We start from the raw sequence: 25659 nt of genomic DNA, 5'->3' as shown, positions 1-25659 counted from the left end.
CCCTATCAACGTTTGTGGTTATAGGAAGTTAGTGCAAATCCCTCTCGGGAAGAGAGGAACAAAATGATGTGGTTTGAACCGATGGGTTTAAATCACAGTCTGTCAAAACCTTGTCTTCCGGAGAGGGCGGCTGGAAAACTTTCCATACCACGAACTTCCAAAGGGTGAGGCTGTAAAAACAAACCGCCTTCCTGATTGATCAGGAAGGCGGTTAATATATTCTTAGAATCTAAATCTTATTTTTTCTTCTCTTCCGAACTTCCCAAATCGATTACGATAGGAGTGGAGATACATAATGATGAATACGTACCGATAACACGGCCGATTAACAATGCGAAGATAAATCCGCGGATGCTATCGCCACCAAAAATGAAAATCACCAATAACACGAAGAACACGGTTAACGAAGTCAAAATCGTCCGGCTTAATGTACTGTTTAACGCAAAGTTGATTAATTGGTTACGTTCTTCACCGTGTAAATCTTCTTTACCAGCTTCTTTTAGTTTCTCACGAATACGGTCAAATACAACAACAGTTTCTGTCATGGTATAACCCATTACTGTTAAAATTGCTGCGATAAAATCCTGACCAATTTCTAATGAGAATGGCAAAACACCATCTAAAATGGTATAGAAAGAAAGTACCATTAAAACGTCGTGTGCTAATGCCAATACAGCACCTAAACCATATTGCCATTTTTTAAATCTCACTACGATGTAGATAAACATAAAGATACATGAAATCAATACCGCGTAAAAAGCTCCATTAACAATATCGCTAGCGATAATTGGAGTCACTTTCTGTGAACTTACAATTTCATATTTAGAACCTGCTAAGCCTTTGTTTAAAGCATCTTCAACCACTTTATCAGTTTTCACATCTTGATCTTCGATGTGGAAAGTAGTGGTGATTTTAACCTGACTGTTTTCTCCTGCTGTTTTAACCTCAGGAGTTTCGTTACCGAAAACAGGAGTTAACTGAGATTTGATATCTTCAGTGTTAACCGCTTTATCGAAGTGTACAAGGTAAGTTCTACCACCTTTGAAATCTACGCCAAGGTTTAAACCACCATGTTTGAAATACATGCCGATACCAGCTAGGATGATCAATGTAGAAATGATATAATAGATTTTACGACGGCCAACAAAGTTGAAAGCTAAATTTTTAAATGCATTACGTGTAAATTGATTATCAAAGCTAATTTCCATTTTACGATCTAACATCGCTTCGAAAACCAATCTTGAAATTAATACAGCAGCAAATAATGAAGAAAGGATACCAATACATAAGGTAGTTGCAAACCCTTGAACCGGACCGCTTCCGAAAGCGTAAAGAATAGCACCTAAAATAAATACGGTAATGTTTGCATCTAAGATAGATGGCATTGCATGTTTAAAACCTTCTTTAATTGCACTAGGAATATTTTTGCCCAAGGCAAGCTCTTCACGTACACGTTCGAAAATTAGAATGTTCGCATCTACAGACAAACCAATGGTAAGCACGATACCGGCGATACCAGGCAATGTTAACACCGCACCAAGCGATACTAAAATACCGATGATGAAAAACAAGTTAACCAATAAGGCAAAGTTTGCAACCCAACCTGCACGGTGATAATACAATGCCATGAAGATCAGGATCACGATAAACGCAATCACAAATGAAATTAAACCATCATGGATAGCTTGTGCACCTAAAGTTGGACCAACGATATAACTACCAGCAATACGAGCAGGAGCAGGTAATTTACCAGCTTTTAAGATGTTTGATAAATCCTTAGTATCTGCCTGTGTGAAGTTACCGGTAATTGATGAAACACCACCACCAATTTCATTCTGAACAGTAGGAGCAGAATAAACCATGTTATCTAATACAATAGCGATAGATTTTTTATTGTTAGGATCAGCGGCAGCTTCAGCAGTAATTTTTTTCCATTTCGCAGCACCTTCGCTGGTCATGTACATGGTTACCTCTGGCTTGCCTTTTTGATCAAAGTCAGCACGCGAATCGCTGATTGCTTCACCACCTAAATCTGGTTTACCATCAGCACTGGTAACTTTAATAGCGTAAAGTTCAAACACTTTAGAACCTTCTCTAGGTTTAACGCTCCACATAAATTTCATCGTAGATGGAATTGCTGCGGCAACCTCAGGAAGTTTTAAGTATTTATTAACTTTTGCAGTATCTTTTTGTAACGACATACCAACAACTGCACCTGGCATTAATTGTTGTTGTCCGTTTTCGCCTTGATAAATAGGAAGACTTAAAACTGCGTATAATGGATTTGATTTTGCTAATTCAGCTCTTACTGCGGTAGAATCTTTTTTACCTAAGCCAGCTAATTTGCCGCCTTTTGCAGTGGAGTCTTTAGCAGCATTCTCTAAGCCGGCTAATTTGCCGCCAGCTTTAGCAGCCGTATCTGTAGTAGCCGCGGGAGTTTCAGTTTTTAAAGTTGCCGCTAAAGTTTTGTTAATGTTTTCTAACAAAGGTGCTACTTCCTGTACCTGGTATACTTGCCAGAACTGTAATTCGGCAGAACCTTGTAAAAGTTTAGCAATACGTTCTTTATCCTGCACACCTGGCATCTCAATTAAGATGCGGTTACTACCTTCTTGTTTTTGCATGTTCGGACTCACAACGCCGAAACCATCAATACGAGAACGTAAAACAGTAAATGAGCGATCGATAGCACTTGTAGCCTCTTTCTCTAAGAAAGATTCAACTTCGCCATTGCTAGCACTTGGTTTTAATTGCGATGCATTGTCTTGATTAGAAAAATAGTCAGCAAGTTTTACACCTGGACTTAATTTTTCAAATTCATCAACAAAAATTTTGATGTAATCTTTACCACCAGCATTTAGCTGAATTTGTGCGTTCTGAACTGCTTTATTAAAGTTAGCATCAGTAGGGTTGCCCGCTAAAGATTTAACCAATTCCGCTAACGATATCTCCATCGTTACGTTCATACCGCCTTTTAAGTCTAGACCTAAATTAATCTCTTTCGATTTAACTTCGCCGTAAGTGAACCCAACAAGCGGGTAAACTTTCTCGGTACTCATCGAATCTAAGTAAGCCTTTTCTTTGGCTGCATCACCTTTCGCATAGTTTTTTGCGTCTTTCTCTACTTTGGATGCTACCAAAGTAAAGGAAAGTGCATACGCACAAACGATAGCCAATACTATCGCTATAAACTTAATAAAACCTTTTCCTTGCATTGTTTGTTTAAAATAATTTGTCTTTCGCTGTTTTTTAACAAGTCGGCAAATCTAATTAAATTTTTAAATTATAGAACCCCTTAGTTGATAATTTATTAAGATTAATTTTTGTCAGATAATTATACCCATGCATTCGATACATAGATCTTCTTTTTGCGCCAAAATTAAGGTCTGATTTATTTGGAAAGCAATTGCAGTAGCATTTGGCTTTTGTTCGGTCCTGCCAACCGCTGTAGCTCCGATCAAAAAAATCGGAGGCTGTCGCTATTGTCAGGTTTAAGTGGCCAGGGAGGTAATACTATTTTCGGCTAAATGCATAAACCTTCCCTGATTTGCAAGGTTTTTACCTAACCGGCAACAATAGGAAGATGTCAACCAATTATAAACGCAAACCTTTATAGCAAACGCATTAAGATTGCTTTGTGCCTCGCAATGACGACTTTTTCTGATTACTTCCTTTTAAGTACCTCAAAAGTATAATCATACTTGTTTTTCTCATCAGCTTTATGCGGATCGCTGCTCACAACTTCCCAATCATTTCTGTCGATCTCTGGGAAAAACGTATCAGCGTCAAAAGTATGATGAATTGTAGTTAAATAAAGTAGGTCCGTTTTTGGTAAAGCCTGGCGATAAATTTCCGCACCACCAACAACAAAAACAGGTTTTTCTTCTGCTTTGGTAATTTCTAATGCTTCATCAAGACTATTCACGATCTCAACGCCATCGATTTTTAATGATGAATCTCTCGTGATGACAATGTTTCTGCGATTTGGTAAGGGTTTACCGACAGAATCGAAGGTCTTGCGGCCCATTACAACCGTGTGCCCAGAAGTAGTTTGTTTAAAAAACTTTAAATCGGCAGGCATGTGCCACAAAAGCTGGTTGTTTTTTCCTATGGCGAAGTTTTCACCTACCGCAACTGCTATAGCAAGTGAAGGGTTTTTTAGTTCATTGGTCATTAGTTCATTAGTTTCATTTGTTCCTTAGGTTTATCTGTTCATGATTTCATGCCAGACTGACCTTTTCCAATGTATTTTATATAAGCGTTAAGCTTTATATGTACTGTTTCTAGTTTGGCAAAAAGTTGTGTGTAAATTTCTTCATTGACGAGCCCTCTATGTCGCGTTTTTCTGAAGAAAGACTTGGTTTCTAAAATAGAATCTCTGCTGTAGTAACAAAAGTTCTTATTTTCCTTGAAATGAAAACGACCATAACCTTCGGCAATATTTGCACTAATTGAATCTGCAGCCCTGCAAATTTGTTTCGTATGGTATCTTTAGCAAAAAAGTCCCATGTCGTTGTAATATCCCAAATTTCATTTGATAAATTTTCAGCAAGCATATACACCTCCAAATCTTCAATTCGATTGTAACTCATAATTATTTCGTTCACACATTAATTATAAGGGATGAATTTATAAATAGAGATTTTTTATAAGCGTTTAGCCTAATGATACTTATGAACTAATGAACTATTGATCAAATGACTAATAACCTATACCGCCACCACTCCTTTAATATGTGGATGTGCCTCGTAATTCTCTAATGTAAAATCCTCGAATTTAAAATCAAAGATGCTTTTTACTTCAGGATTGATTTTCATGGTTGGAAGCGGTTTCGGCTCTCTGCTTAATTGCAAATGTGCCTGTTCGATATGGTTATTGTACAAATGCGCATCGCCTAAAGTATGAACAAAATCGCCAGCTTCTAAACCACAAACCTGTGCAACCATCATGGTTAATAAAGCATAAGAAGCGATATTAAAAGGGACGCCCAAAAAAATATCGGCACTACGCTGATAGAGTTGGCAGCTTAATTTTCCATCGGCTACGTAGAACTGAAAGAAAGCGTGGCAAGGAGGCAAAGCCATATTCTCTATTTCTGCTACGTTCCATGCAGAAACAATAATTCTTCGCGAATCTGGATTGTTTTTAATCGTATTAATGATGTTGGTAATCTGATCGATGTATTGTCCATCGGGCGTTGGCCAACTTCTCCATTGCGAACCATAAACTGGGCCGAGGTTTCCCTCTTCGTCTGCCCATTCATCCCAAATGCGAACGCCATTATCTTTTAAGTATTTAATATTGGTATCGCCAGTCAAGAACCAGATTAATTCATGTATGATAGATTTTAGATGTAGCTTCTTCGTGGTAACCATCGGAAAGCCCTCCTGCAAATTGAAACGCATTTGATAGCCGAAAACGCTAATCGTTCCTGTTCCCGTGCGGTCGTGTTTTTGAGCGCCGTGATCCAGCACATGTTGCATTAAATCTAAATATTGTTTCATAACTCCGAACCCTAAAGGGGCTTCCAAATCTTAAATAAATTATTAATTACAAATATGTAAAAAATCTTAATCACGAAATCTTTTAGTTTTCTACATTAACGTATTTTTAAACAAGCCTGACTTTTGTATGTTTGCATCAGCACTGTATTTGACTTTGAGGGGGAAATCTCAAATCTCAAATCTCAAATCTCAAATCCGAATGTTATCTTTTCCAAACGCAAAAATAAACCTGGGCTTAAATATTACTGAGAAACGCAACGATGGTTACCACAACCTCGAAACCGTTTTTTATCCTATTAATATCAAAGATTCAGTTGAAATTACCGATGCTGATTTCACCTCCTGCAAAATTCATGGCATCGATATTCCTGGTGATGCCAATGATAATCTGTGTATAAAAGCTTACCATCTCGTTAAACAAGATTTTGATATTCCTGCGCAGCAGATTAATTTATTGAAAAACATTCCCGTCGGTGCGGGTTTGGGAGGCGGCTCAGCAGATTGCGCTTTCCTGATAAAATTATTAAACGGTAAGTTCAAGTTGGGCTTATCGGTTACAGACATGGAGAATTACGCCCGTAAGCTTGGTGCAGATTGTGCCTTTTTTATCGAAAACACACCTGTTTACGCCTTTAACAAAGGGGATGAATTTGAAAAGTGCGAAGTAGATTTGTCAGCCTGGTTTAAAGTTTTAGTGAAACCGCCTGTACACGTGAGTACAGCGGATGCTTATGCGCTTGTAAAACCTCACAAGCCTTTGCAATCCTTAAAAGAAATCATACATTTGTCGCCAACAACATGGAAGAATAAGGTTATCAACGATTTCGAGCCATCGGTATTCGCAAAATATCCCCAAATTCATCAAATAAAAACCAGTTTATACGATGCAGGCGCAACATTCGCTTTAATGAGTGGTAGCGGTTCGTCGGTTTTTGCAATTTTTAACGCACCTGTTAAATTGCCCGAACTGGAAAAAGACAATTTAGTTTATTATAATATTTAAAAAGAGCTGAAAGGTAAAGGCTGAAAGACTAAAGCAAAATCGTCTTGATACTTGAAACTAAATACTCGATACTACAAAATGAATATAAATCTGATCCGCAAAAGCGGAAAATTTAATTTCGAAGCAGTAAATGAAAGCGGTTTTACCGTCGAATTAGATGCGAAAGTTGCTATTGGTGGTGAAGGCAAAGGTTTTAGACCTATGGAAATGCTTTTGGTTGGACTTGGTGGTTGTAGTGGAATAGACATGGTAAATGTGTTAACCAAACAGAAAGAACCACTTGAAGATATTAAAATCGCCATCAATGCCACCAGAAAAGATGAAGAGATGCCGCCTATTTTCGACGAAATTGAAATTCACTTCGATTTATCAGGCGATTTAAATCCGGCAAAAGTGGAAAGGGCTTTGGCTATGACGTTCGATAAATATTGTTCCGTATCGAACATTTTAGGTCGCTCCGCAAAAATTAATTTTACATACAACATAAATAAGGTTTAAGGTAAAAGGTTTATGGCTTAAGGTCTGGAATCTCGTATCACCAATCTCAATACTCATATCACAAAACAAAATGAAATCCGAAAATTTTGAAACCATAGCTATACGCACTCAAACCGAACGCAGTTCGCACAAAGAACACTCTGCACCAATTTATCTCACTTCGAGTTATAAGTTTGATGATGCTGAAGAAATGCGGGCTTTATTTGCAAACGAGAAAGAGGGCAATGTGTATAGCCGTTATTCAAATCCAAACACCTCAGAGTTTATAGAGAAGATGTGTTTGTTAGAAGGTGCTGAAGATGGTTTTGCTACTGCAACGGGTATGGCTGCTATTTTCACCACATTTGGTGCCTTCTTAAAAGCCGGCGACCATATCGTTTCCAGTCGCTCAGTTTTTGGATCAACACATCAGCTACTTACCAATGTTTTCTCTAAATGGGGTGTAACTTTTGATTATGCCGATTTGGATAAGCCTGAAGATTGGGAAGCTTTGATTAAGCCGAATACCAAAATGATTTTCGTTGAAACGCCATCAAATCCCGGTATTGATATTATCGATTTAGCTTTCCTTGGCGATTTAGCCAAAAAACATCATCAGCTTTTAGTAGTTGATAATTGCTTTGCAACGCCATATTTGCAGCAGCCGATCAAATTAGGTGCGCACCTTTCTATCCACTCGGCTACTAAATACATCGATGGACAAGGAAGAGTGCTGGGCGGAATTGTTTTAGGTACGAAGGAATTAATTACTGAAGTTGTTGCATTTGCCCGTCATAGTGGCCCGGCTTTGTCGCCATTTAACGCCTGGATTTTATCTAAAAGTTTAGAAACGCTGGCTGTTCGCATGGACCGCCACTGCGAGAGTGCTTTAAAAGTGGCTGAGTATTTGGAAAAACATCCAAAAATTAAATTAGTTAAATATCCGTTTCTTCCTTCTCACCCTCAGTATGAAATAGCTAAAAAGCAGATGAAGCAGGGTGGTGGTATCGTAACTATTGTGGTTGAAGGTGGCGTTGAAGGCGCCCGCAAATTTATGGATGGCCTGAAAATGTTCTCCATCTCTGCAAATTTGGCCGATACACGTTCAATCGCTACGCACCCGGCAACAAGTACGCACAGCAAACTTACCGAAGAGGAACGCAATATTGTGGGTATTGAGCAAGGCTCTATCCGTTTGTCAATCGGTTTGGAGCATGTTGATGATATTTTAGCAGATATTGAAGAGGCACTTTCGTAATTACGATTTTAGATTTACGAATTACAATTTTTAGAAAAATAAGTGCAGTGGGGCGTCGGTTGCGATAGCCCCATTTGTTTTGATAGCTTGCATGTTCTTATCGGTGATCAATTTCAACAAAGCTATATGGAGGACTGCTAACTTCGAACCGCTAGCTTGACACTCAAAACCCCAAACTTTCTTACCCTACATCAATGCACAGGTTTCGAACCTGTAGTAAATTTGTATCATAAACAAGAAAGGAAATTTATGTCACAGTTTATTTTGCACAAAGAAAACACCAGAGGCCATGCAAATCATGGTTGGTTAAATGCTCACCACTCATTCAGTTTTGCTAACTACTACAATCCTGAAAGAATGCACTTTGGAGTTTTGCGGGTTTTAAATGATGACTTGATTGATGGTGGAATGGGATTTGGAACTCACCCACACGATAATATGGAAATCATTACGATTCCATTGGCCGGTGCCATTGCACACAAGGATAGCATGGGAAATTCGGCAGTAATTAAAAGCGGAGAAATTCAGGTAATGAGCGCCGGAACCGGGGTTAGCCATAGTGAATTTAACGCTTTGGCAGACGAACAGTTAAATTTATTACAAATTTGGCTGTTTCCTAACAAGAAAAATGTTACGCCACGTTACGACCAGCAGACTTTAGATGTTGAAGCTCGTCACAACAATTTTCAGCAGATTTTATCACCAAACCAAGATGATGCTGGAGTTTGGATTCATCAAGATGCCTGGTTCTCATTGGGTAAATTTGATGAAGGCTTCGAAACCGAATACAAAATCAAAAAAGCTGGAAACGGTGTGTACGCTTTTGTGATTAATGGAGAAGTTACCATTAACGGCCAAACATTAAACAAAAGAGATGGTTTAGGGATTTGGGATACGGACAGCATCAGCTTCAAAGCAAACTCTGCAGACGCAGAAGTGTTATTAATGGATGTTCCGATGGAATTATAATTCAGTTACGTGTTAAAAGTTGCGAGTGATAGGGCTAAAGCTCTTACTCGCAACTTTTTACGTTTAAATTTAACGAAAATATGATGCAAACTACTATACTTTATATCGGTCGAGACACAGAAATTACTATTGTAATGAACAGGTTGCTTAACGCCCGACCTGAATGGAAAGGCATTTGTGTTTGTACAGACCAGGAAGCCATGTCTGTTTTAGAAACGCAGGATATTGATTTGGTGCTTTTAGGTAACGGAATTGATCTTGAGTGTGAACAGGTGCTTAGAAAGCGTATACAAGAGCTCAAACCTAATGTGAAGATTGTTCAGCATTACGGTGGCGGAAGTGGATTGCTTTATGGCGAAATTATGATTGCGCTAGGCTAATAGTCTTTGACTAGGATTTTTAAGATTAAAGGATTTCAAGAATTTGGTTTCCGAGGTCAAATCCTAAGGGCCTTTATCTCATTAAACTGGTCTTTTGTTTTCAGGATGATTGGTGTTATACACTCTTTTAAAAATCAAGCTCTTGCTACCAAAATTTATAAGCAAACCAACAGGAAGATTGTAAGCCTCTAAGTAATTTATGGCTTGATTTAAGTGTGCATCAGTTAATTCAGATACTGCTTTGAGTTCAAGCATGATCGTATCTTCAACAAAAAAGTCTACTCTTCTTATACCAATCTGAATGTTATCGTAAAAGATGGTCATTTCCATTTCTCTGCTAAAACTTAAATTTTGTTTTTGCAATTCTATAGAGAGTGCTCGTTGATAAATCACTTCCTGAAAGCCCGAACCCAAAGTGCCATGTACTTTCATAGCACAGCCGATGATTTTTCCCGTTAAATCGCCATATTTCATTTTGGTAGAATTAAATTTTACTTTCTAGAAATAGGGATGATCTAATATTCATCAAATTTTTAATCCATTACAATTCCTCGGCAAATTATTTTCAAACCTAACAAACCTAGAACTAGTAAAATAGTTTAGTTCTGATCCTTTCAATTAAATTGATCTAGCATTGCAAATCCTAAAATCATTCAATCCTTGAAATCTTGGTAACTTCTGCTTTTAACTGATATAATCCCTGTCCTCATCACTTAATTCCTTTTTGTTGCTTACTGGCTGATTTTTCTCAATTTCATTATCGTAACTACTCACCGTTTTTCTAGGTCGGCCTGCGACGAAGCCGATAATAAAACCAATCACTACACAAACTCCGATCACGATCAGTTTAGAAACAAAAACACCATCCACAATAATGAAATTGAATGCTACTTCATCACTGTTTAGGAATAAGAAAGCAGTTAGTAATGCCGTAAGGATGATGATGAATATGGTTTTTCCACTCATAAGTCTGGTATTTGTTAAAACTGATTGATAAACAACAAATTGTATTATTGGTTTGCTTCTTTGTTCAAGTATGGTGAAAATACTCTTTTTTTTGATTCTGATGAAAGAAAAATCTTAACAAGAAAATGTTTTGCTTTACTTAAAATGAATAATTGAAAGAAAATTCTAATATCGGGTTTTGGTTGTAAATTTTGTTAACGAAAACCAATCTCACCCCAACATCAACAACGGGTTGATATCTTAAAAGATTTAAACTACTGTTTAGTTCTACACCATAGGTTTTAGGTTGGCCAATGTTGCTGTCTACACCAATGTTTTCATAATGACAAAACAAACCCGCTCTAAAATTTCGCACATAGGCTAAAGAGCTCAGCTCCCAATCTGGAAAAGCAAATGGAAAACGATAATTGAGAAGCAAGCTGTTTTGCAATTTGCTTTTCGCGAGGATATTGTTGTAGCCGTAAACCGTTGCAATTTCTGTAGCATACTGATTGGCACCGCTTGCTTTTTGGTAGTTGAAACTTGCCAGGAAAGAATGGTTTTTCGCTAGGCCTGGGAAGTACAAGAAACTTTCCAGTGCAAGGATTTCGCCAGTTAAATTTTTATCAAATGGTTGGTGGTTATAAGTTGCCCTTAAAATCTGTGCCCATCTTGGCGCAATGTCTCGTTCGGTGGTTCGCACACTGTGGTTAAAGGTAAAATTATATTCCATTGGAAATTTCAGCTCTCGAATGAAATTAGTCGGCATATTCTCTGCAAGGTATCGCTGTGTAAAACTGGTTGCCGCATTGAGTGTGAAAGAGTAGTTTTGATTCCTTGCATTAAATGATAGCGGTACCGATGCGTTAAGTTTGATGAAGTTCTCTCTCCAGTTTCCTTGCTGAATCGCGTTTTTAGATCGATAGAACGTTCGTTTTGGTCGGTTGCGATATAGAACACTAAAAACAGGGTAAAGCGCCTTATAGCTAATATCTGCCGTATACTCAAAACGCTTTAAGTCCCGATGGTATTTTGCACCGGTGTAGAAGTCCATCGTATTAAGCAAATTGTTCGACTGCAGCTCAAGGCCGAAAACATATTCATTGTCGATTACGGGAATTACACTATGAAAACTGAACAGGTTTGAGCCCTGACGAAAGCGCTTGCTCTGGAAAACGCTGTCGGGAATATTTTCGAAAATATTACCCGCACGTTCTTGCTTTTCTGCTGCTGAAGAAAAATCTACAAAGGTGTTTTCTCCAACTGGATTTTCGGTTATTGCTTTCTCTGCAATTTCATAACCGTTGATATTATAATCGTTAAAAATGATTTTTTCATGATCAGTTTCGGTCGCGTTAAATGCGCCATATTTTGAATTGCTCAAAGCATTTATTTTTTTAGAATTGATACCAATACTGTAGATGTTATCGATGCCATTAAAGTGTGCGTTGAAAACAATTTTGTCACCGATAAAAATTGGCCGACTGAGTTGTTGTCTGCTGTTAGAAATGAGTTGCGTTTTTTTCTCGTCCTCTAGCAGCCATAAGTTTTTTCCATTCTCGCTTACGCTGATGTAGGCAATTCGCTTTCCGGTTTTGTCGAAGCTCGGTGTTTGTAAAATTTCGTTTTCAGTGTTAGGGTAAGTTTTCAAGATCTCACCAGATGAGGCATCAATTTCTACAAGGTTAAACTGATTGTTGAGTTCAACTTTTGCAGCGATTATTTTTTTGCCATCACTTGAAAGGCTAGGGGAGAAGAGTCGGCTTTGACTGCTGAGCTTTTTGAATTTTTTTGTATTAAAATTGTATGAGCAAATTACACTGTAACTTCGCTGCTTGTATCTGGGGTCGTAGCGAATTTCATCCCAAACCAAAACGTTATTTTTGTAACTGAACCAGGGCTGTTCCTGGTAACCAATTCCAAATAATTTTCGTTCACTTTTATCTTCATTTATGATCACAAAATAATGGGCATCTTGCTTGCTTTCTTTTAGTGCTAAAATCTGGTTTTTATTTAAACGAACTGGAAGAAAATAGTTCGTTGCCAGTGACGTTTCTTTATTTAAATTTTCATACTCATCTTTTGAAGTTTCTTTATCCTGTTTTTTCCAATTTTCGGTTAGCTTTTCTTGTGTGGAAAGGAAATATTTTTTTGTGTTTTTTCCGGTGATTTTTTTCAGACTTTGCGAAAAAGGATAAAGCCTTAATGGTCTTTTTCTGATGTCGCCCATTAAGCTGTCGGAAATGAACTGTCCATGCCTTTCTCTCATGTCGGCAACCATTAAGTATCCGGTTTGATAGTAGCCTGGAGTTACATCTTTGTTAGATCCGAAATAAGCTTTGCTGTAAGAGAATTTTTTGCCTTCTAAAGCCGATGTCCGAAAAGGCATGATCCAATTGGGCTGCCGCCCTCGTCCTGATTGGGTGAGTGCAGTTTCATTCACCACGGCATCTCCCTCGAAAAACCAGATTGGTAAGCCGGCGCCGAAATAGGCGAAGTAAACTAGCTCTGGAAAGGGACGTCTTTGTGATCCTGTCAAATTGTCAAACTGAGCAATGTGTCGAAGTTCATGGACTGCGAGGTTATTCAGCCAATCTTGACTATCAAAATATTGTGGTGGTGTGGTGTAAAATTCAGACTTCTTCGGACCCAGCTGAACGAAGCCATTTGCTATGGTTCCGCGGTTTTGTAAGAGCAGCGGGATGAAAGTATTTTGTTGCCTCAAGCCTAAACCGATTTTAGGGTAGATGAAGGGCAGTGTATTTGCCATTCTTTGTGCGTCTTTCTCCAGTTGTTGAGGATAGATAATTTTGAAGCCTCCAGACTGGATATAGTTCCATCTTACACTAAGTGGGTTCTGGGCTGTGCTGAAAATCTGCCCAAAAACGGATAGTGAAACAAAGCTTAATATAATAGTAGTTAAATGCTTGATAAATAGTATATTGTTTGTGTTATTTGAATGCATTTGAGATGATTGCTAAAATATTTAGTTTTAATTGTTTTTTGACTTTGAATTTTTGTGCATTTTTTCTTGATATAAAAATATATAAGTTATTGATTTTGAAAATTATATGTAAATTAAGTAAATTTAGATGTTACCACTTTTTATATAAAAATTTAATCGATAATTGAGATTTAGTGGGATGATTTTATAATTTTTATAATCTTTCCAAATCTGCCATTAATGTACACTTATTAATCGATTTTCCTTTAAATTTTTTACTCAATGCTGCGGAGGGTGTTACGGATTTGAATTTATTTTTTCCGACTTCTATCGCAATTTTCGATTTGAATTGCTCTTAATTAACACGGTTTTTTAAGTAAATTCTCAAATATTTGATGACATTTTTTTGCTTTGGATCTTGGTTTTACCTATCAATTTTTCAGTGGTAGACCTGGTTTTTTGTTATCATAATTGCCTCATGATCGCTAAAGTCATCTGGTGATTGTAGCTTGTAGGAAAAGTTAAATCGTTTAAACTAAACACTCCATATTTTAAGTACGATGACAATATGTCATTAAATCGTCTCGGCTGATATCTTTAAGAGAACTTCGTTTCCAAAGTTTTTTTAAGAGAATTTAGTTTAAAGGTTTTGGGTACTAGGCTCTTTCGAATCTATAAAAAGTATTATTTAACAATTTTTATACTTTGAAAATCGATCGTTTTTTTGGGCATTTCGGATTTAACTTTTCTCCCTAACGTATATTTTAAGGTGAGATATAGGTATCAAAAATGCTTGGTTTGCCTCTTTAAATTGCAATTCCTTGCAATATCCGTCGATAAATAAAAAAATATAAGCTATAATGAAAAAAATATTTTTTCTGGTTAATTCGCTGTTTATGAGTTTTTTATAACGGTTTTGAATAAGTGATCTATTTTTCTATCACCAGCGGGAAATTTTATTACATATTCACTTTCAGCTCGCACCAACGCTCAAATAGACAGCGAAATTTAAATGTCATACCATTAATTTAGGTTTCTATTTGAGAAATTTGCTGTTAGAATGCTCGATAGTTTTACTAAAAATTTGCAATTTTCCAGTTAAAATTATTGGTTGTCTAGTCGGGAATTTAACCAAATTCTGGTCCTATGGAGATGTGAATTTATACGGTTTCATCGTATTAATTTGCTTCATTTTCATTGTCGAAAATTGCCAACAAATTCCATACAATTTGCAGTTCATTCGCACATGAGATCAAGCTAATTGAAGAGGAAATTATAGTATAAATTCCAGATTTAAATTATCCTTTATTATACCTCTTTTTATAAACCGGATAAAGAAATACAGCGCCTAAAATAATCATTGCTCCGATGTAAAAACCACCAGTCATTTGCTCTTTATCTTTAAAAAAAAAGTAAGCGAGTATGATGCCATAAACGGGTTCTAGATTGGTTACTAACGCTACGCGAAAAGCAGATAAAGTTCTCATTACTGAAACGCCTGCAACATAGGCAACGGAGGTGCAAAGTGTACCAAGAATGCCAATATAAATCCAGTTATTTACACTTAAATTAAAGCTCATATTTTGGAACGAACCATCATAAATGCGGTATATTGTAATCCAAAATAAGCCACCAACCAATTCATAAAACCCAATAATGGAGGGCTCACTTTTTTGAACGAGCGTAGAATTTATGGTAGAAAAAAGACTCGAGGCGACTGCTGCTAAAAGTCCGAAAATAATCCCCAAAGTATATTGTCCTTCGAATTTGAAGATCATATAAATCCCCAGAATTATTAGTAACCCGATTAGAACATCACCCATTTGAATGGATTGTTTTTTGATCAGCGGTTCTAAAATGGCTGTGAATAATGTAAAAGAGGAGAGGCAGACCAGCGTTACCGAAACGGTAGAAACCTTAATTGCATGAAAGAAAAATATCCAGTGAATGGCTACAATTCCGCCTGTTAAAAAGAACTGTATAAACTGCAGTTTTGTGATTTTTATATTCTTCTTAGTAGCGATAAACCAAAGGAAAAGAGTTGAGGTTCCAATCAAAACACGATACCAAACTAACGGTACTGCATCTATCGAAATTACTTTCCCCAGCACTCCGGTGAAGCCCCAAATTAAAACCGTTAAATGAAGAATAATTAAATTCTTTTTATTGATGTCCATCTCTATTTTGGAGCTTTTCGGAGAAGGTAAATGCCTAACATACCGAATACGATTGTAGGTAAGATTACTGCTAAAAATGGGGGCAACCCACCTTTTGTAGAAAACATTTGTGTGAATTGATTAAACACGATATAGGCAAAGCTAATAAAGATGCCTATTCCCAATGATACTCCAACTCCACCGCGAACTTTTCGGGAGGATAAAGCAACACCAATCAACGTTAAAATGTAGGCAGATAAGGGATGTAAATAGCGTTTGAATTTCTCAAATTCGAGATCGTTCATGATACCAGTTCCGCGAATTTTCTCCTTTCTGATCTTCTCTGAAAGTTCCTTTGTAGATAGATTTTGAACCACATTATCATAGGCAGAAAAATCATCAGGACGCATGTCTAAAATGGTATCTTTTACTTTGCCACTTCCATAAATCATGCTTTCTTTCAGCCCATCAATTTTTCTAATAGAATAGTTACTCAACTGCCATTTTCTCTTTAACGAATCCCATTTGATGTTATCTGCAACGATTTTTTTTACCATCACATCTCCATTAAAATTATCCAGAGTGAAGCGATAACCATAGTTGGTTTTATTGTCAAAACTCTCAATATAAATGTAAGTTTTGTTATCCAGTTTCATATGGATATTTGATTTGGTCGAAGGGTCGTTTCGTTTTACAAAGGTATTTTCGAAGCTGTTTTTTAAGGTGTTGGTATAGGGTAAAATGTAAAGGTTAGAGACCAAATTTGCTGAAAATATGATGGTAGCCGATACGAAATAAGGGAACAAGAATCTATTGAAACTTACACCACCACTTAAAATGGGAACAATTTCAGTTTGATCAGCCATCTTCGCCGTAAAAAATATTACGGCGATAAAGTTGATGAGTGGGGAGAGCATGTTGACGTAAAAAGGGATGGAGCCTGCGTAGTATTTGGTGAGTACACCCCAAAAGCTAAGCCCACTTTTCATGAAATCATCCATCTTTTCAGATAAATCAAAAACAACAATAATGATCACGAAAATAGCCAGGGTATATACGAAAGTACCCAGGTATTTACCAATAATATATTGATCGATAATTTTAATTCTCCCTTTTATTAGACTCATTTTATAGTTTATTGCCTAAAATTTTGACCATTTTGTTTTTCCATTCGTAAAATTCGCCAGCAATTATTTTTTCTCGGGCTTGCTTCACTAACCACAAATAGAAGTGTAAATTATGCAATGTTGCAATTTGTGCGCCAAGCATTTCTTTGCTATGAACCAGATGTCTGAGGTAAGCCTTGCTGGTCACCTGGTCGGCGTGTAAGTCACTTTCTGCATCTAAAGGAGAAAAATCATTTTCCCACTTCTTATTTCTGATATTGATTATTCCATTTCGGGTAAAAAGCATTCCGTTACGGGCATTTCTTGTAGGCATTACACAATCGAACATATCTACACCAAGCGCAATGTTTTCCAGGATATTAATTGGTGTTCCAACGCCCATTAAATAACGGGGTTTTTCGTAAGGTAATATATCGCAAACCACTTCCGTCATGGCATACATTTCCTCAGCAGGCTCTCCAACAGATAAACCGCCAATGGCGTTCCCTTCACGGTTCATGCTGGCAATAAATTCTGCCGATTTTATCCGCAGATCTTTATAAACCGACCCTTGTACAATAGGGAACAACGTTTGGTCGAAGCCATATTTTGGGTCTGTATTATCAAAATGAGTGCAGCATCGCTTCAACCAGCGATGGGTCATTTTAATTGATTCGGCCGCATAGGTATAATCGCAGGGATATGGGGTACATTCATCGAATGCCATGATAATATCAGCGCCAATAGTCCGCTGAATGTCCATAGCATATTCTGGTGTAAACAAATGTTTTGAGCCATCAATGTGTGAATGAAACGTTACGCCTTCTTCTTTTATCTTACGAACTTTACTTAACGAGTATACCTGATAACCGCCGCTATCTGTTAAAATCGGACGATCCCAGCCTATAAAATTATGCAAACCTCCAGCACCTTCTAAAATATCCAACCCTGGTCTTAGATATAAATGGTAGGTATTTCCCAGTATAATTTGAGCTTCAATATCTTCCTTTAGCTCTCGTTGATGCACAGCCTTCACAGTTCCTGCGGTGCCAACAGGCATAAAAATTGGTGTTTGTATCTCTCCGTGGGCGGTTGTAACCGTTCCTGCTCTGGCTTTTGATAAAGGATCTTTAGCCTGTAAAGTAAATTCCATATAGGTTGCAAAAGTAACAAATTTAGCGCACCTGTAGGTAATGTTCTAGCGTTTAGTGCCTAAAGCTAATGGATAGAATAATCCTTTAAATTTAATTATGGGTTTATGCGACCTATTTTTTTCAACATCAGGCGTATTGCAGATTAAAAATGTGAAATTTGCGCCTATTTATTTTAACATCGTGATATTAACCCTGCTTGAAATTATTTTGCTGTCTTTATTAGCTTTTTGCTTGCTGGTACAGCTTTATTACGTTCTTTTCGTTCATTTGAAACTCGCTAATACCAGTATTGAAGAAGTACCCAAAATAGCTCAGAAGCCATTAAGTGTAATCATCTGTGCGAGAAATGAGATCAAAAATCTCGAACAATATCTTTCTTCAGTGCTCAACCAGAATTACCCGGATTTTGAAGTTGTGGTGGTTAACGACCGCTCTTGGGATGGTACAGAAGAATTTTTGGAGGCCTGGGAGAAAAAGTACGCTAATCTGAAAGTGGTGAAGATTTTAGATAATGATAAATTTCTGGCGGGTAAAAAGTTTGCTGTAACCATGGGAATTAAAGCTGCAAAATACGATTGGTTGGTTTTTACTGATGCTGATTGTACACCTGCTACTGATAGTTGGTTAATGGATATGCAACAGCCAAGCGATGAAAATGTAGAAATTGTTTTGGGCTACTCACCTTATTTAAAGCGAAAAGGCCTATTAAATGCCTTAATTCGTTTTGAAACCTTTTTTACAGCGGTAAATTATCTGGGTTTTGCTATAAAAGGGATGCCTTACATGGGAGTAGGTAGAAACATGGCCTATAAAAAATCGCTTTTTTTTAAGCACAAAGGTTTTGCCGCTCACATGCATATACCTTCAGGTGATGATGATCTGTTTGTTAACGCACATGCCAACAAGCACAATACCGAAATTAGATTGAATCAAGAAAGTCATGTTTGGAGTGAGCCGAACCATACCTGGGCCGGCTATCTGCGCCAAAAAAAGCGTCATTTCGGTGCGGGCAAATTGTATAAGCCGAAACATAAATTCATTTTAAGTCTGCAGATCATTATCCAATTTCTATTTTATGGATTCTTTTCAGGATGTATGTTTTTAAGCCGGGAAGCCCAGTACATTGCTGGTGGAATCTTGCTGCTGAGCATCGTGATCAGGTGTTTCGTCTATCCGAAATTGCTGAAACGTTTAAACTATGGCGATTTACGTTGGTGGTTCCCAATTTTAGATATACTTTTGTTTTTCTTTTTAACCCTTAACGGATTTCTCGCCCTATTTGGGAAGAAAAAAGTGAATTGGAAGTAAGTGAAAACCCTTTAAGAATTACCCCATGGCTGATGTAAAACCTGATATCATTCTAAAATATTTTCCCGATTTAACTGCGCAACAAATCGATCAGTTTGCGCAACTGTTTGAATTATACGTTTTTTGGAATGCTCAAATCAATGTAATTTCCAGAAAAGACATTGAAGAATTATATGAACGCCATGTTTTGCATTCGCTTGGAATAGCCAAGATATGTACTTTCAAAGCCGGAGAATCGGTTTTAGATGTGGGTACAGGCGGAGGTTTTCCTGGCATCCCATTAGCTATTTTGTTTCCAGAGACCCAGTTTCAATTGGTCGATTCAATTGGAAAAAAAATAAAAGTGGTTAAGGAAGTGGCTTCTGCTTTGGGATTGAATAATTTAAAAGCCGATCATTTAAGGGCAGAACAGGTTAAAGAAAAATTCAACTTTGTTGTCTCCAGAGCAGTAACTCGTTTAGGCGAATTTTATCCTTGGATTCAAGGTAAATTCAAAAAAGACGCCATTAATGCCATTCCAAATGGTATTTTATATTTGAAAGGTGGCGATTTAGAGGAAGAAATAAAAGAATCAAAGCTGAAAGCAGAATTATATCCGCTTTCAGAATTTTTTGAGGAAGATTTTTTTGAAACTAAGTATGTGGTGTACGTTCCGCAGTAGCTAAAACTTATTTACCTTCTGCGGATTATCCATCATCCTCATTTTGTCTTTTAATGATTTTTGCAAACCAGTTTGTTTATCTACTACTTTAACAACCTCTAGAACAGCATTCGCGGCATCGCTAAAAAATGGTTTAGTGATTGTAGAATACTCATCTGTTTCTTTATGATAATCTTTATGGTCTTCAACGCCAAAATATAAGAAAGGAATATTTTTAGCATTGAATGCTCCTTGGTCGCTTTGGTTTGTCCAATCATCATGCCCCATTTTGGGGTCATCATGACCTAAAATAACTTTGATTTCTTTTCTGTTGGTATCAATATATTTCTTTAACTCCGGATATTTGAATGTACCAGCTATGTACAGTTCACCTTTGTCGCTATGGCTAATCATATCCATATTTATGTTTACTGCGATGGTATTGATATTTACAGGAGGGTTAGCCACAAATGCTTTTGCGCCCTGTAAACCCATTTCTTCTGCATCAAATGAGGCGAAGATGATCGTATTGTTAGGCTTGTTCTTAGCAAAGTAGGCAGCAATTTTAAGTAAGCCTGCCGTACCCGATGCATTGTCATCGGCACCATTAAATACCTGATCCTTAACGACTCCCAGGTGGTCATAATGAGCTGAAACTACAATCACATCTGTTCCTTTGCCAGGAATGTAGCCAATGATATTTGTGCCGTTTACTTTTGCTCCACCTCTGGCATTAAATGTAAACTCTTGTGCGTAGTTAACATTTTGAGGATAAGATTTTAGACCAAGTTTTTGAAAACGCTCAATAATGTAAGCTCTTGCCATTTCAGCACCTTTTGTGCCGGTTTTTCTCCCCTGATAGGCGTCTGAAGATAAAACCTCCACATCTTTTAAAAGTTGGTTATCTAGTTTGCCTGAGCTGGCGGAAGTTTGATTTTTAACTGATGAACAGCAACTTAGCATCATGGCTAAGGGGATAATATAAAGGATTTTCATGTTTTTTTTTTTCGTCATTGCGAGGCACGAAGCAATCCTAAAACTTAATTAGAAATTAAAGAAGGAGATTGCTTCATGCTTCGCAATGACGTGATGATTAAATTATGTTTAAAGATATTAATTATTGAGACATTGAAATGGAAATATATTTTTATGCTGTTGTGGAGTTGTGGTTTGCAGATGCTTCGTGCCTACTATTGACGGTTTTAACTTTCCGTCATTGCCTGCCTGCCGCAGTCAGACAATGGCGACCGTTCTTAAAGTCATTTATATTGATTTTTGTGAAATAAATTACCTCCTCAGCATGGCAACAGTTACATTATCGTCTTCAATTTAATAATGTTCTAGAAAGCATTTTTAGATATTAGTATTCTGCTTTAGCCACTAAGCTCTCAGCTTAAGCTGCAACTTCTCTTAAATCAACCGCTACAACTCTAGAAACACCTTGTTCTACCATCGTAACGCCATAAATAATGTCGGTACTGGCAATAGTTCTTTTGTTATGAGATACTATAATAAACTGTGATTGATCGGAAAATTTTCTAATAATATTGTTAAACTTATCGATGTTGGTATCGTCCAATGGGGCATCAACCTCATCGAAAATACAGAATGGAGCAGGTTTCAAAAGGTAAAGCGAAAACAGTAAAGCAGTGGCAGTAAGTGTTTTTTCACCTCCAGATAACTGGTTGATCGATAGCGGTCTTTTACCCTTGGGCCTCGCAACGATGTCGATATCTGCATCTAAAGGATTGTTGACATCAGATAAGATCAAATCACAGCTGTCTTCCTCGTTAAAAAGAGACCGGAAAACCACAATGAAATGTTCCCGTGCCTGTGTAAAAGCCTGCATAAATTTTTCTTTTGCAGTATCATCAATCTCTTTTATGGTTTGCAAAAGATCGGTTTTCGCTGCGTTGAGATCTTTTTTCTGATTTTGAATAAAGGTATACCGCTCTTCCATTTCCTTAAAGGCTTCCATCGCCATGGAGTTAATGGCGCCAAACTCATCCAGTTGGCGCTTCATTTTTTCTACTTTCTGACGAATTTCAAACTCACTTTCAGATGCTTCTACTTCGCTTTCCGTATCAAGAAGATCGTTAATGTCGATATTGAATTCTACTGCTAATCGCTCTTTTAGGGAGTTCAGGTCGATTTTAAGTGTATTTTTTTTATCCTTTATCTCGGTTAAAAGGAAATCCGTTTCCTCCCGGCTCTTGCGAATATTGGTCAGGTTATTCTCCAGCTCATTAATATTGCCTTTGCTTTCGAAGTACTCTTTTTCAACACCAGCAAGGCCTTTTTCCATTTCTTCACGCTGTTGATACATTTCCAAAAGCGTGTCATCGCTCAAATCGGTATGTTGTAAAGTTGCTGTAATTTGCGTTAAAGTTTCCTGAAGTTCTTTGTCATTTTGGGCAATGCGCTTATTCAATGCTTCTTCCTGTACAAACCGATAATCTAAATCTTTCTCCAGGCTCGATAGTTTGTTTTGTTGTTGATGGAAGCGGATATTGTCCTGGTTATACTTACCAGCTGAGTCATTTACCTGGTCGGCCAGCTCCTGATAATTGATTTGTTGTTCCTGAAGATTCAAATGGTCTTGCTGCTGCTTTTTCTGTAAATCAACCAAAGCAGGCAATTTTTCCGATAGAGATTTCTCTATGGAAACGATTTTCTGGGCGATATCGGTTTTGCGATTTTCACTGGTTGTAATAAATTCCTGGTACTGGTCGCGTCTGGTTTGAACAGAAATTTGTTCGTTAATGAAACGATTCAGCTCTTGTTGCAAAGCATTAATCTGGTTTACTTTTGATGCTTCTTTTAGATTAAAAATATTATCAGTTTCAGCGGTAATTGCCGCATTGTATTGATTGATTAGCGATTCTGAGGCTTTAATTTCCTTTGCTAAATTCTCCAGGTTTTTAGCACGACCGATTCTTTTACCCTCAAACAATCCTACTGAACCACCTGCCAAAGTGAACTTCGTCTGCGCATATTTTCCATTTTTTGCCAGAATGGTTGCGGTTTCGGTTGATTTGGTTCTGAAAAGATTTTCCTGCTCTTCAACAGCGATATATACATTTTGCAAAAGTAAGTTGCAGAGATGCTGGTACTTTTTATCTACTTCGATAACAGATAGGGCTGAAATTAAGCCTTCATATGTATTCAACGTTGGGTTTTTATTAGGGATATTTTCCAAAATGAAAAAGTTCGCCCGCCCACGACTGGCATCCGTTAAAAGGTTAATTGCGTGAACGGCATCGGAATATTGATCAACCACATAATGGTTCATTACCGGTTCCAGATAATTTTCGATTGCAATCCGGTAGTCCTCGTTACAGAATAAAATATCTGATAGGAGCAAAGCACTTTTTGCAAAAGCATTATTCTTTTTTAGGAAACGGATAGACTCTGGAAAGCCCTCCAGGCTATCTACAAGCGATTTTGTAAGGTTGTATTCATTCTGCTTGGCATCTTTCTTACGGTTTTCGGCGGTAAGTTTTTCCTTGTTAGTGCTTAAGTTAATTTCCGATTGAGCTAATTTTTCCTTTAAGATTTCTTCAGCCTCTTTTAGCTGTTTAATCTGGCTTTGCTTTTCCGTAACCTGAATATCCAATTCAGCCAAAGCATGATCAAAAGCTTTCAGTTCTGATGTTTTCGTTTCAGTATCATCAACATTTCTGTTGGTTTCCTGTACCAGAGCATCCTTTTGGATGTTTAAAATGTCTATCTCCTTTTGCGATTGATAAACCTGGTTTTGTAATTCATTAACGGATTTTATCAGGTTATCAACTCTGTTTTTTTCTGTCTGCTGTTGTTCGCGAAGCGTATCCAGAGAAGATTTTAGAAGCTTTAAGTCAGATTCTAGTTTGTTGAAAACTTCTGTTTCAGTTAAAACTTCTTCATTTAAACGCTTGATATTGTATTTGATGTGGTTAACCTGGTTTTTATCTTTCTCCAGCTCCCCCGACAAACGCGTTTCTTTTTCTTGCAAAAAACGCATTTGTTCATTTTTTACTTTCTTCTCGCTTTCGTAAGCACGAATTTTTGAAACCAGTTCGTTAGTTGCTTTTTGCTGAATGGAAAGGTTTTTTTCTTGACTTATACTGCCCAGTTTGAGCTTTTGCAGTTCAGCTTCATGAGTATCGATTTTAATGCTGAGTTCAGTTCTTAGCACCTGCTGGTTTCGCTCCTGGCTCTCCAAAGCATTTAAATCAGTACGGAAAAAGGCAATTCGATGGGTGGCCAATTGAACACTTAACTCACGATATTGCTCCTTTAATTTATAGTAGCGTTCGGCTTTACGAGCTTGATTTTCGAGGGTTTTTAAGTTTTTTTCGATTTCAAAAAGCAAATCTTCCACACGCTCAAGGTCGGCTTCAGTGTCTTTTAATTTACTGAAAGTTTGTTTCTTGCGGAGTTTGTATTTCGATATTCCTGAGGCTTCCTCAAACAAAGATCGTCGGCTATGTTCTTTATTTGTGATAATTTCATCGACCATTTTAAGTTCGATAATGGAGTAACTATCAGAGCCAATTCCGGTGTCTAGAAATAAGTCGGTAATGTCTTTCAAACGGCATTGAACATCATTCAAACGATATTCGCTATCGCCATTCCGATAGAGTTTACGGGTTACTGTAACCTGAGAGTAAGCTGTCGGGAGAATGTTTTTGGTATTATCAAAGCTTAAGGAGACCTCTGCTAATTGGGCTTGTTTACGGTTTTTTGTGCCATTAAAGATGATGTTTTCCATCTTCTCAGAACGCAAGGCTTTTGTACTTTGCTCACCAAGCACCCATCTCATGGCATCAATTACATTCGATTTTCCACAACCGTTCGGGCCAACAATTGCTGTAACACCTTCATTAAAATTGATGGTCACCTTGTCGCCAAAGCTTTTAAATCCTTTAATTTCTAATCGGGTGAGTTGCATGGTGTTTCAACGAGAGAACGGAAGCCAATATTAAGGAAATTTTGGGGTTTTTCAAGTGTTTGTTGTCCACGAAATAAATAAATTACAACACATCAGTCAATTCTTAACACCAATATCAAATTCTTACTCATTGATACTGGCAATTCGCTAGGCAGTAACCGTTATTTGCTCATTTATCTGATTAACAGCTGTTTAAATTTACAACTTCGTATCAGCTTAATCGATTTAAGTGATGTAGTTAAAGAATTATTTTACCTCTTATTTAAACTATAAATGTTATGTCAAATTTATCATCATTAAAAGTTTCTGTAGAAGCTTTAAAAGGTTACAAGTTTCCTAAGAAACTAGAAACCGCGGTAATCTCAAGTATTGAGTCGAAGTTAAAAAAGCGCTTCGATGAACTGGGTGGAAGCAAATTTCTTGGTCAGCTTTTAAGGAAAGATGGGATTGCCTGGTACGGCGAATTGGCCTGTGTTTGTTACAATAGCAATACTAGATCGGTATTGGAAATCCATGGTGCCATTTACCAAAAGTGGGTTGCTTTAGGTGGCGTAAATTGGGGCATACCCAATACCGATGAATCGCCTTGCTGGGATGGAACAGGGCGATTTAATCACTTCAACGGCGATCAAGCCACCATCATATGGTCGCCACAGACTGGAGCTCAAGCAATTTGGGGCGACATTCGCAGGAGATGGGCAGAATTGGGTTGGGAAAGATCGTATTTAGGTTATCCAACCTCAGATGAAAGTAACTTTCCAGATGGTGGAAGGGTTAATTCCTTTCAACGCGGCGGTATTTACTGGTGGCCAGATACCGGTGCATTGGATTTAAATGATGTTGTGCTCCACTATACCGGCTTGGTTTGTTTGAGAGAAACAG

The 25659-nt window shown here is 37.5% G+C and carries 20 protein-coding genes; 8 read left to right on the top strand and 12 right to left on the bottom strand.

The genetic code is table 11. From position 1 onward, the window contains the following. Positions 1-236: 236 nt before the first annotated feature. The 4 genes from secDF to OQZ33_RS14560 all read right to left on the bottom strand — a co-directional run bounded on the left by secDF (position 237) and on the right by OQZ33_RS14560 (position 5504). On the bottom strand, positions 237-3215 hold the full coding sequence (gene secDF, locus OQZ33_RS14570; protein WP_265799765.1) for a protein translocase subunit SecDF: 2979 nt from the start codon (positions 3213-3215) through the stop codon (positions 237-239). A gap of 449 nt (positions 3216-3664) precedes the next feature. After that, positions 3665-4174 carry a dihydrofolate reductase gene (locus tag OQZ33_RS14565; protein ID WP_265799764.1) on the bottom strand — a complete coding sequence of 170 codons (510 nt, stop codon included), beginning with the start codon at positions 4172-4174 and terminating at the stop codon, positions 3665-3667. Positions 4175-4212: 38 nt separating this feature from the next. Next, positions 4213-4440 (bottom strand): four helix bundle protein, encoded by a 228-nt coding sequence (locus OQZ33_RS24515; protein WP_416338756.1) that lies wholly within the window; start codon positions 4438-4440, stop codon positions 4213-4215. A 269-nt stretch (positions 4441-4709) separates the two neighbouring features. Continuing rightward, on the bottom strand, positions 4710-5504 hold the full coding sequence (locus OQZ33_RS14560) for a thymidylate synthase (protein ID WP_265799762.1): 795 nt from the start codon (positions 5502-5504) through the stop codon (positions 4710-4712). A 199-nt stretch (positions 5505-5703) separates the two neighbouring features. Between OQZ33_RS14560 and ispE the strand changes: the two genes are divergently transcribed. The 5 genes from ispE to OQZ33_RS14535 all read left to right on the top strand — a co-directional run bounded on the left by ispE (position 5704) and on the right by OQZ33_RS14535 (position 9591). Further along, entirely contained in the window at positions 5704-6507 is an 804-nt protein-coding gene (gene ispE, locus OQZ33_RS14555) for a 4-(cytidine 5'-diphospho)-2-C-methyl-D-erythritol kinase (protein ID WP_265799760.1), read from the top strand. A 78-nt stretch (positions 6508-6585) separates the two neighbouring features. Beyond that, positions 6586-7005 (top strand): OsmC family protein, encoded by a 420-nt coding sequence (locus tag OQZ33_RS14550; protein WP_265799759.1) that lies wholly within the window; start codon positions 6586-6588, stop codon positions 7003-7005. 70 nt (positions 7006-7075) lie between these two features. After that, entirely contained in the window at positions 7076-8242 is a 1167-nt protein-coding gene (locus OQZ33_RS14545) for an O-succinylhomoserine sulfhydrylase (protein WP_265799757.1), read from the top strand. Between the two features lie 249 nt (positions 8243-8491). After that, entirely contained in the window at positions 8492-9211 is a 720-nt protein-coding gene (locus tag OQZ33_RS14540) for a pirin family protein (protein ID WP_265799756.1), read from the top strand. Between the two features lie 83 nt (positions 9212-9294). After that, positions 9295-9591, top strand: coding sequence for a hypothetical protein (locus OQZ33_RS14535; protein ID WP_265799755.1), 297 nt, complete (start codon positions 9295-9297; stop codon positions 9589-9591). An 81-nt stretch (positions 9592-9672) separates the two neighbouring features. On the opposite strand, the gene OQZ33_RS14530 is transcribed toward OQZ33_RS14535, so the two are convergent. The 6 genes from OQZ33_RS14530 to tgt all read right to left on the bottom strand — a co-directional run bounded on the left by OQZ33_RS14530 (position 9673) and on the right by tgt (position 17895). Continuing rightward, entirely contained in the window at positions 9673-10065 is a 393-nt protein-coding gene (locus tag OQZ33_RS14530; RefSeq protein WP_265799754.1) for a GxxExxY protein, read from the bottom strand. A gap of 210 nt (positions 10066-10275) precedes the next feature. Then, positions 10276-10557, bottom strand: coding sequence for a hypothetical protein (locus OQZ33_RS14525; RefSeq protein ID WP_265799753.1), 282 nt, complete (start codon positions 10555-10557; stop codon positions 10276-10278). Between the two features lie 139 nt (positions 10558-10696). Further along, the gene (locus OQZ33_RS14520) at positions 10697-13501 is read right to left on the bottom strand and encodes a TolB family protein (RefSeq protein WP_265799751.1); all 2805 of its coding nucleotides are present in this window, start codon (positions 13499-13501) and stop codon (positions 10697-10699) included. Between the two features lie 1277 nt (positions 13502-14778). Next, positions 14779-15657, bottom strand: a complete 879-nt coding sequence (locus tag OQZ33_RS14515) for a DMT family transporter (protein WP_265799750.1) — start codon at positions 15655-15657, stop codon at positions 14779-14781. A 2-nt stretch (positions 15658-15659) separates the two neighbouring features. After that, a complete protein-coding gene (locus OQZ33_RS14510; protein WP_082455102.1) occupies positions 15660-16763 on the bottom strand; it encodes an LptF/LptG family permease in 1104 nt (367 codons plus the stop codon). A gap of 1 nt (position 16764) precedes the next feature. Continuing rightward, positions 16765-17895 carry a tRNA guanosine(34) transglycosylase Tgt gene (gene tgt, locus OQZ33_RS14505; RefSeq protein WP_265799749.1) on the bottom strand — a complete coding sequence of 377 codons (1131 nt, stop codon included), beginning with the start codon at positions 17893-17895 and terminating at the stop codon, positions 16765-16767. 97 nt (positions 17896-17992) lie between these two features. On the opposite strand from tgt, the gene OQZ33_RS14500 reads away from it, so the two are divergent. Beyond that, the gene (locus OQZ33_RS14500) at positions 17993-19204 is read left to right on the top strand and encodes a glycosyltransferase (RefSeq protein ID WP_265799747.1); all 1212 of its coding nucleotides are present in this window, start codon (positions 17993-17995) and stop codon (positions 19202-19204) included. Positions 19205-19229: 25 nt separating this feature from the next. Continuing rightward, positions 19230-19865, top strand: a complete 636-nt coding sequence (gene rsmG / locus OQZ33_RS14495) for a 16S rRNA (guanine(527)-N(7))-methyltransferase RsmG (RefSeq protein ID WP_265799746.1) — start codon at positions 19230-19232, stop codon at positions 19863-19865. Here rsmG and OQZ33_RS14490 read toward each other — a convergent pair whose 3' ends face one another. Then, positions 19866-20840, bottom strand: coding sequence for a M28 family peptidase (locus OQZ33_RS14490; RefSeq protein ID WP_265799745.1), 975 nt, complete (start codon positions 20838-20840; stop codon positions 19866-19868). Between the two features lie 397 nt (positions 20841-21237). Further along, a complete protein-coding gene (smc, locus tag OQZ33_RS14485; RefSeq protein WP_265799743.1) occupies positions 21238-24777 on the bottom strand; it encodes a chromosome segregation protein SMC in 3540 nt (1179 codons plus the stop codon). 278 nt (positions 24778-25055) lie between these two features. Between smc and OQZ33_RS14480 the strand changes: the two genes are divergently transcribed. Further along, positions 25056-25659, top strand: a 604-nt coding sequence (locus OQZ33_RS14480) for an LGFP repeat-containing protein (RefSeq protein WP_265799742.1), incomplete at its 3' end; no start/stop codon positions are given.

The sequence above is a fragment of the Pedobacter sp. MC2016-05 genome, from assembly GCF_026239735.1.
Taxonomy (GTDB): Bacteria; Bacteroidota; Bacteroidia; order Sphingobacteriales; family Sphingobacteriaceae; genus Pedobacter.
Note: the sequence above shows the minus strand (reverse complement) of the source record. Positions and strands in the feature narration are given on the sequence as shown.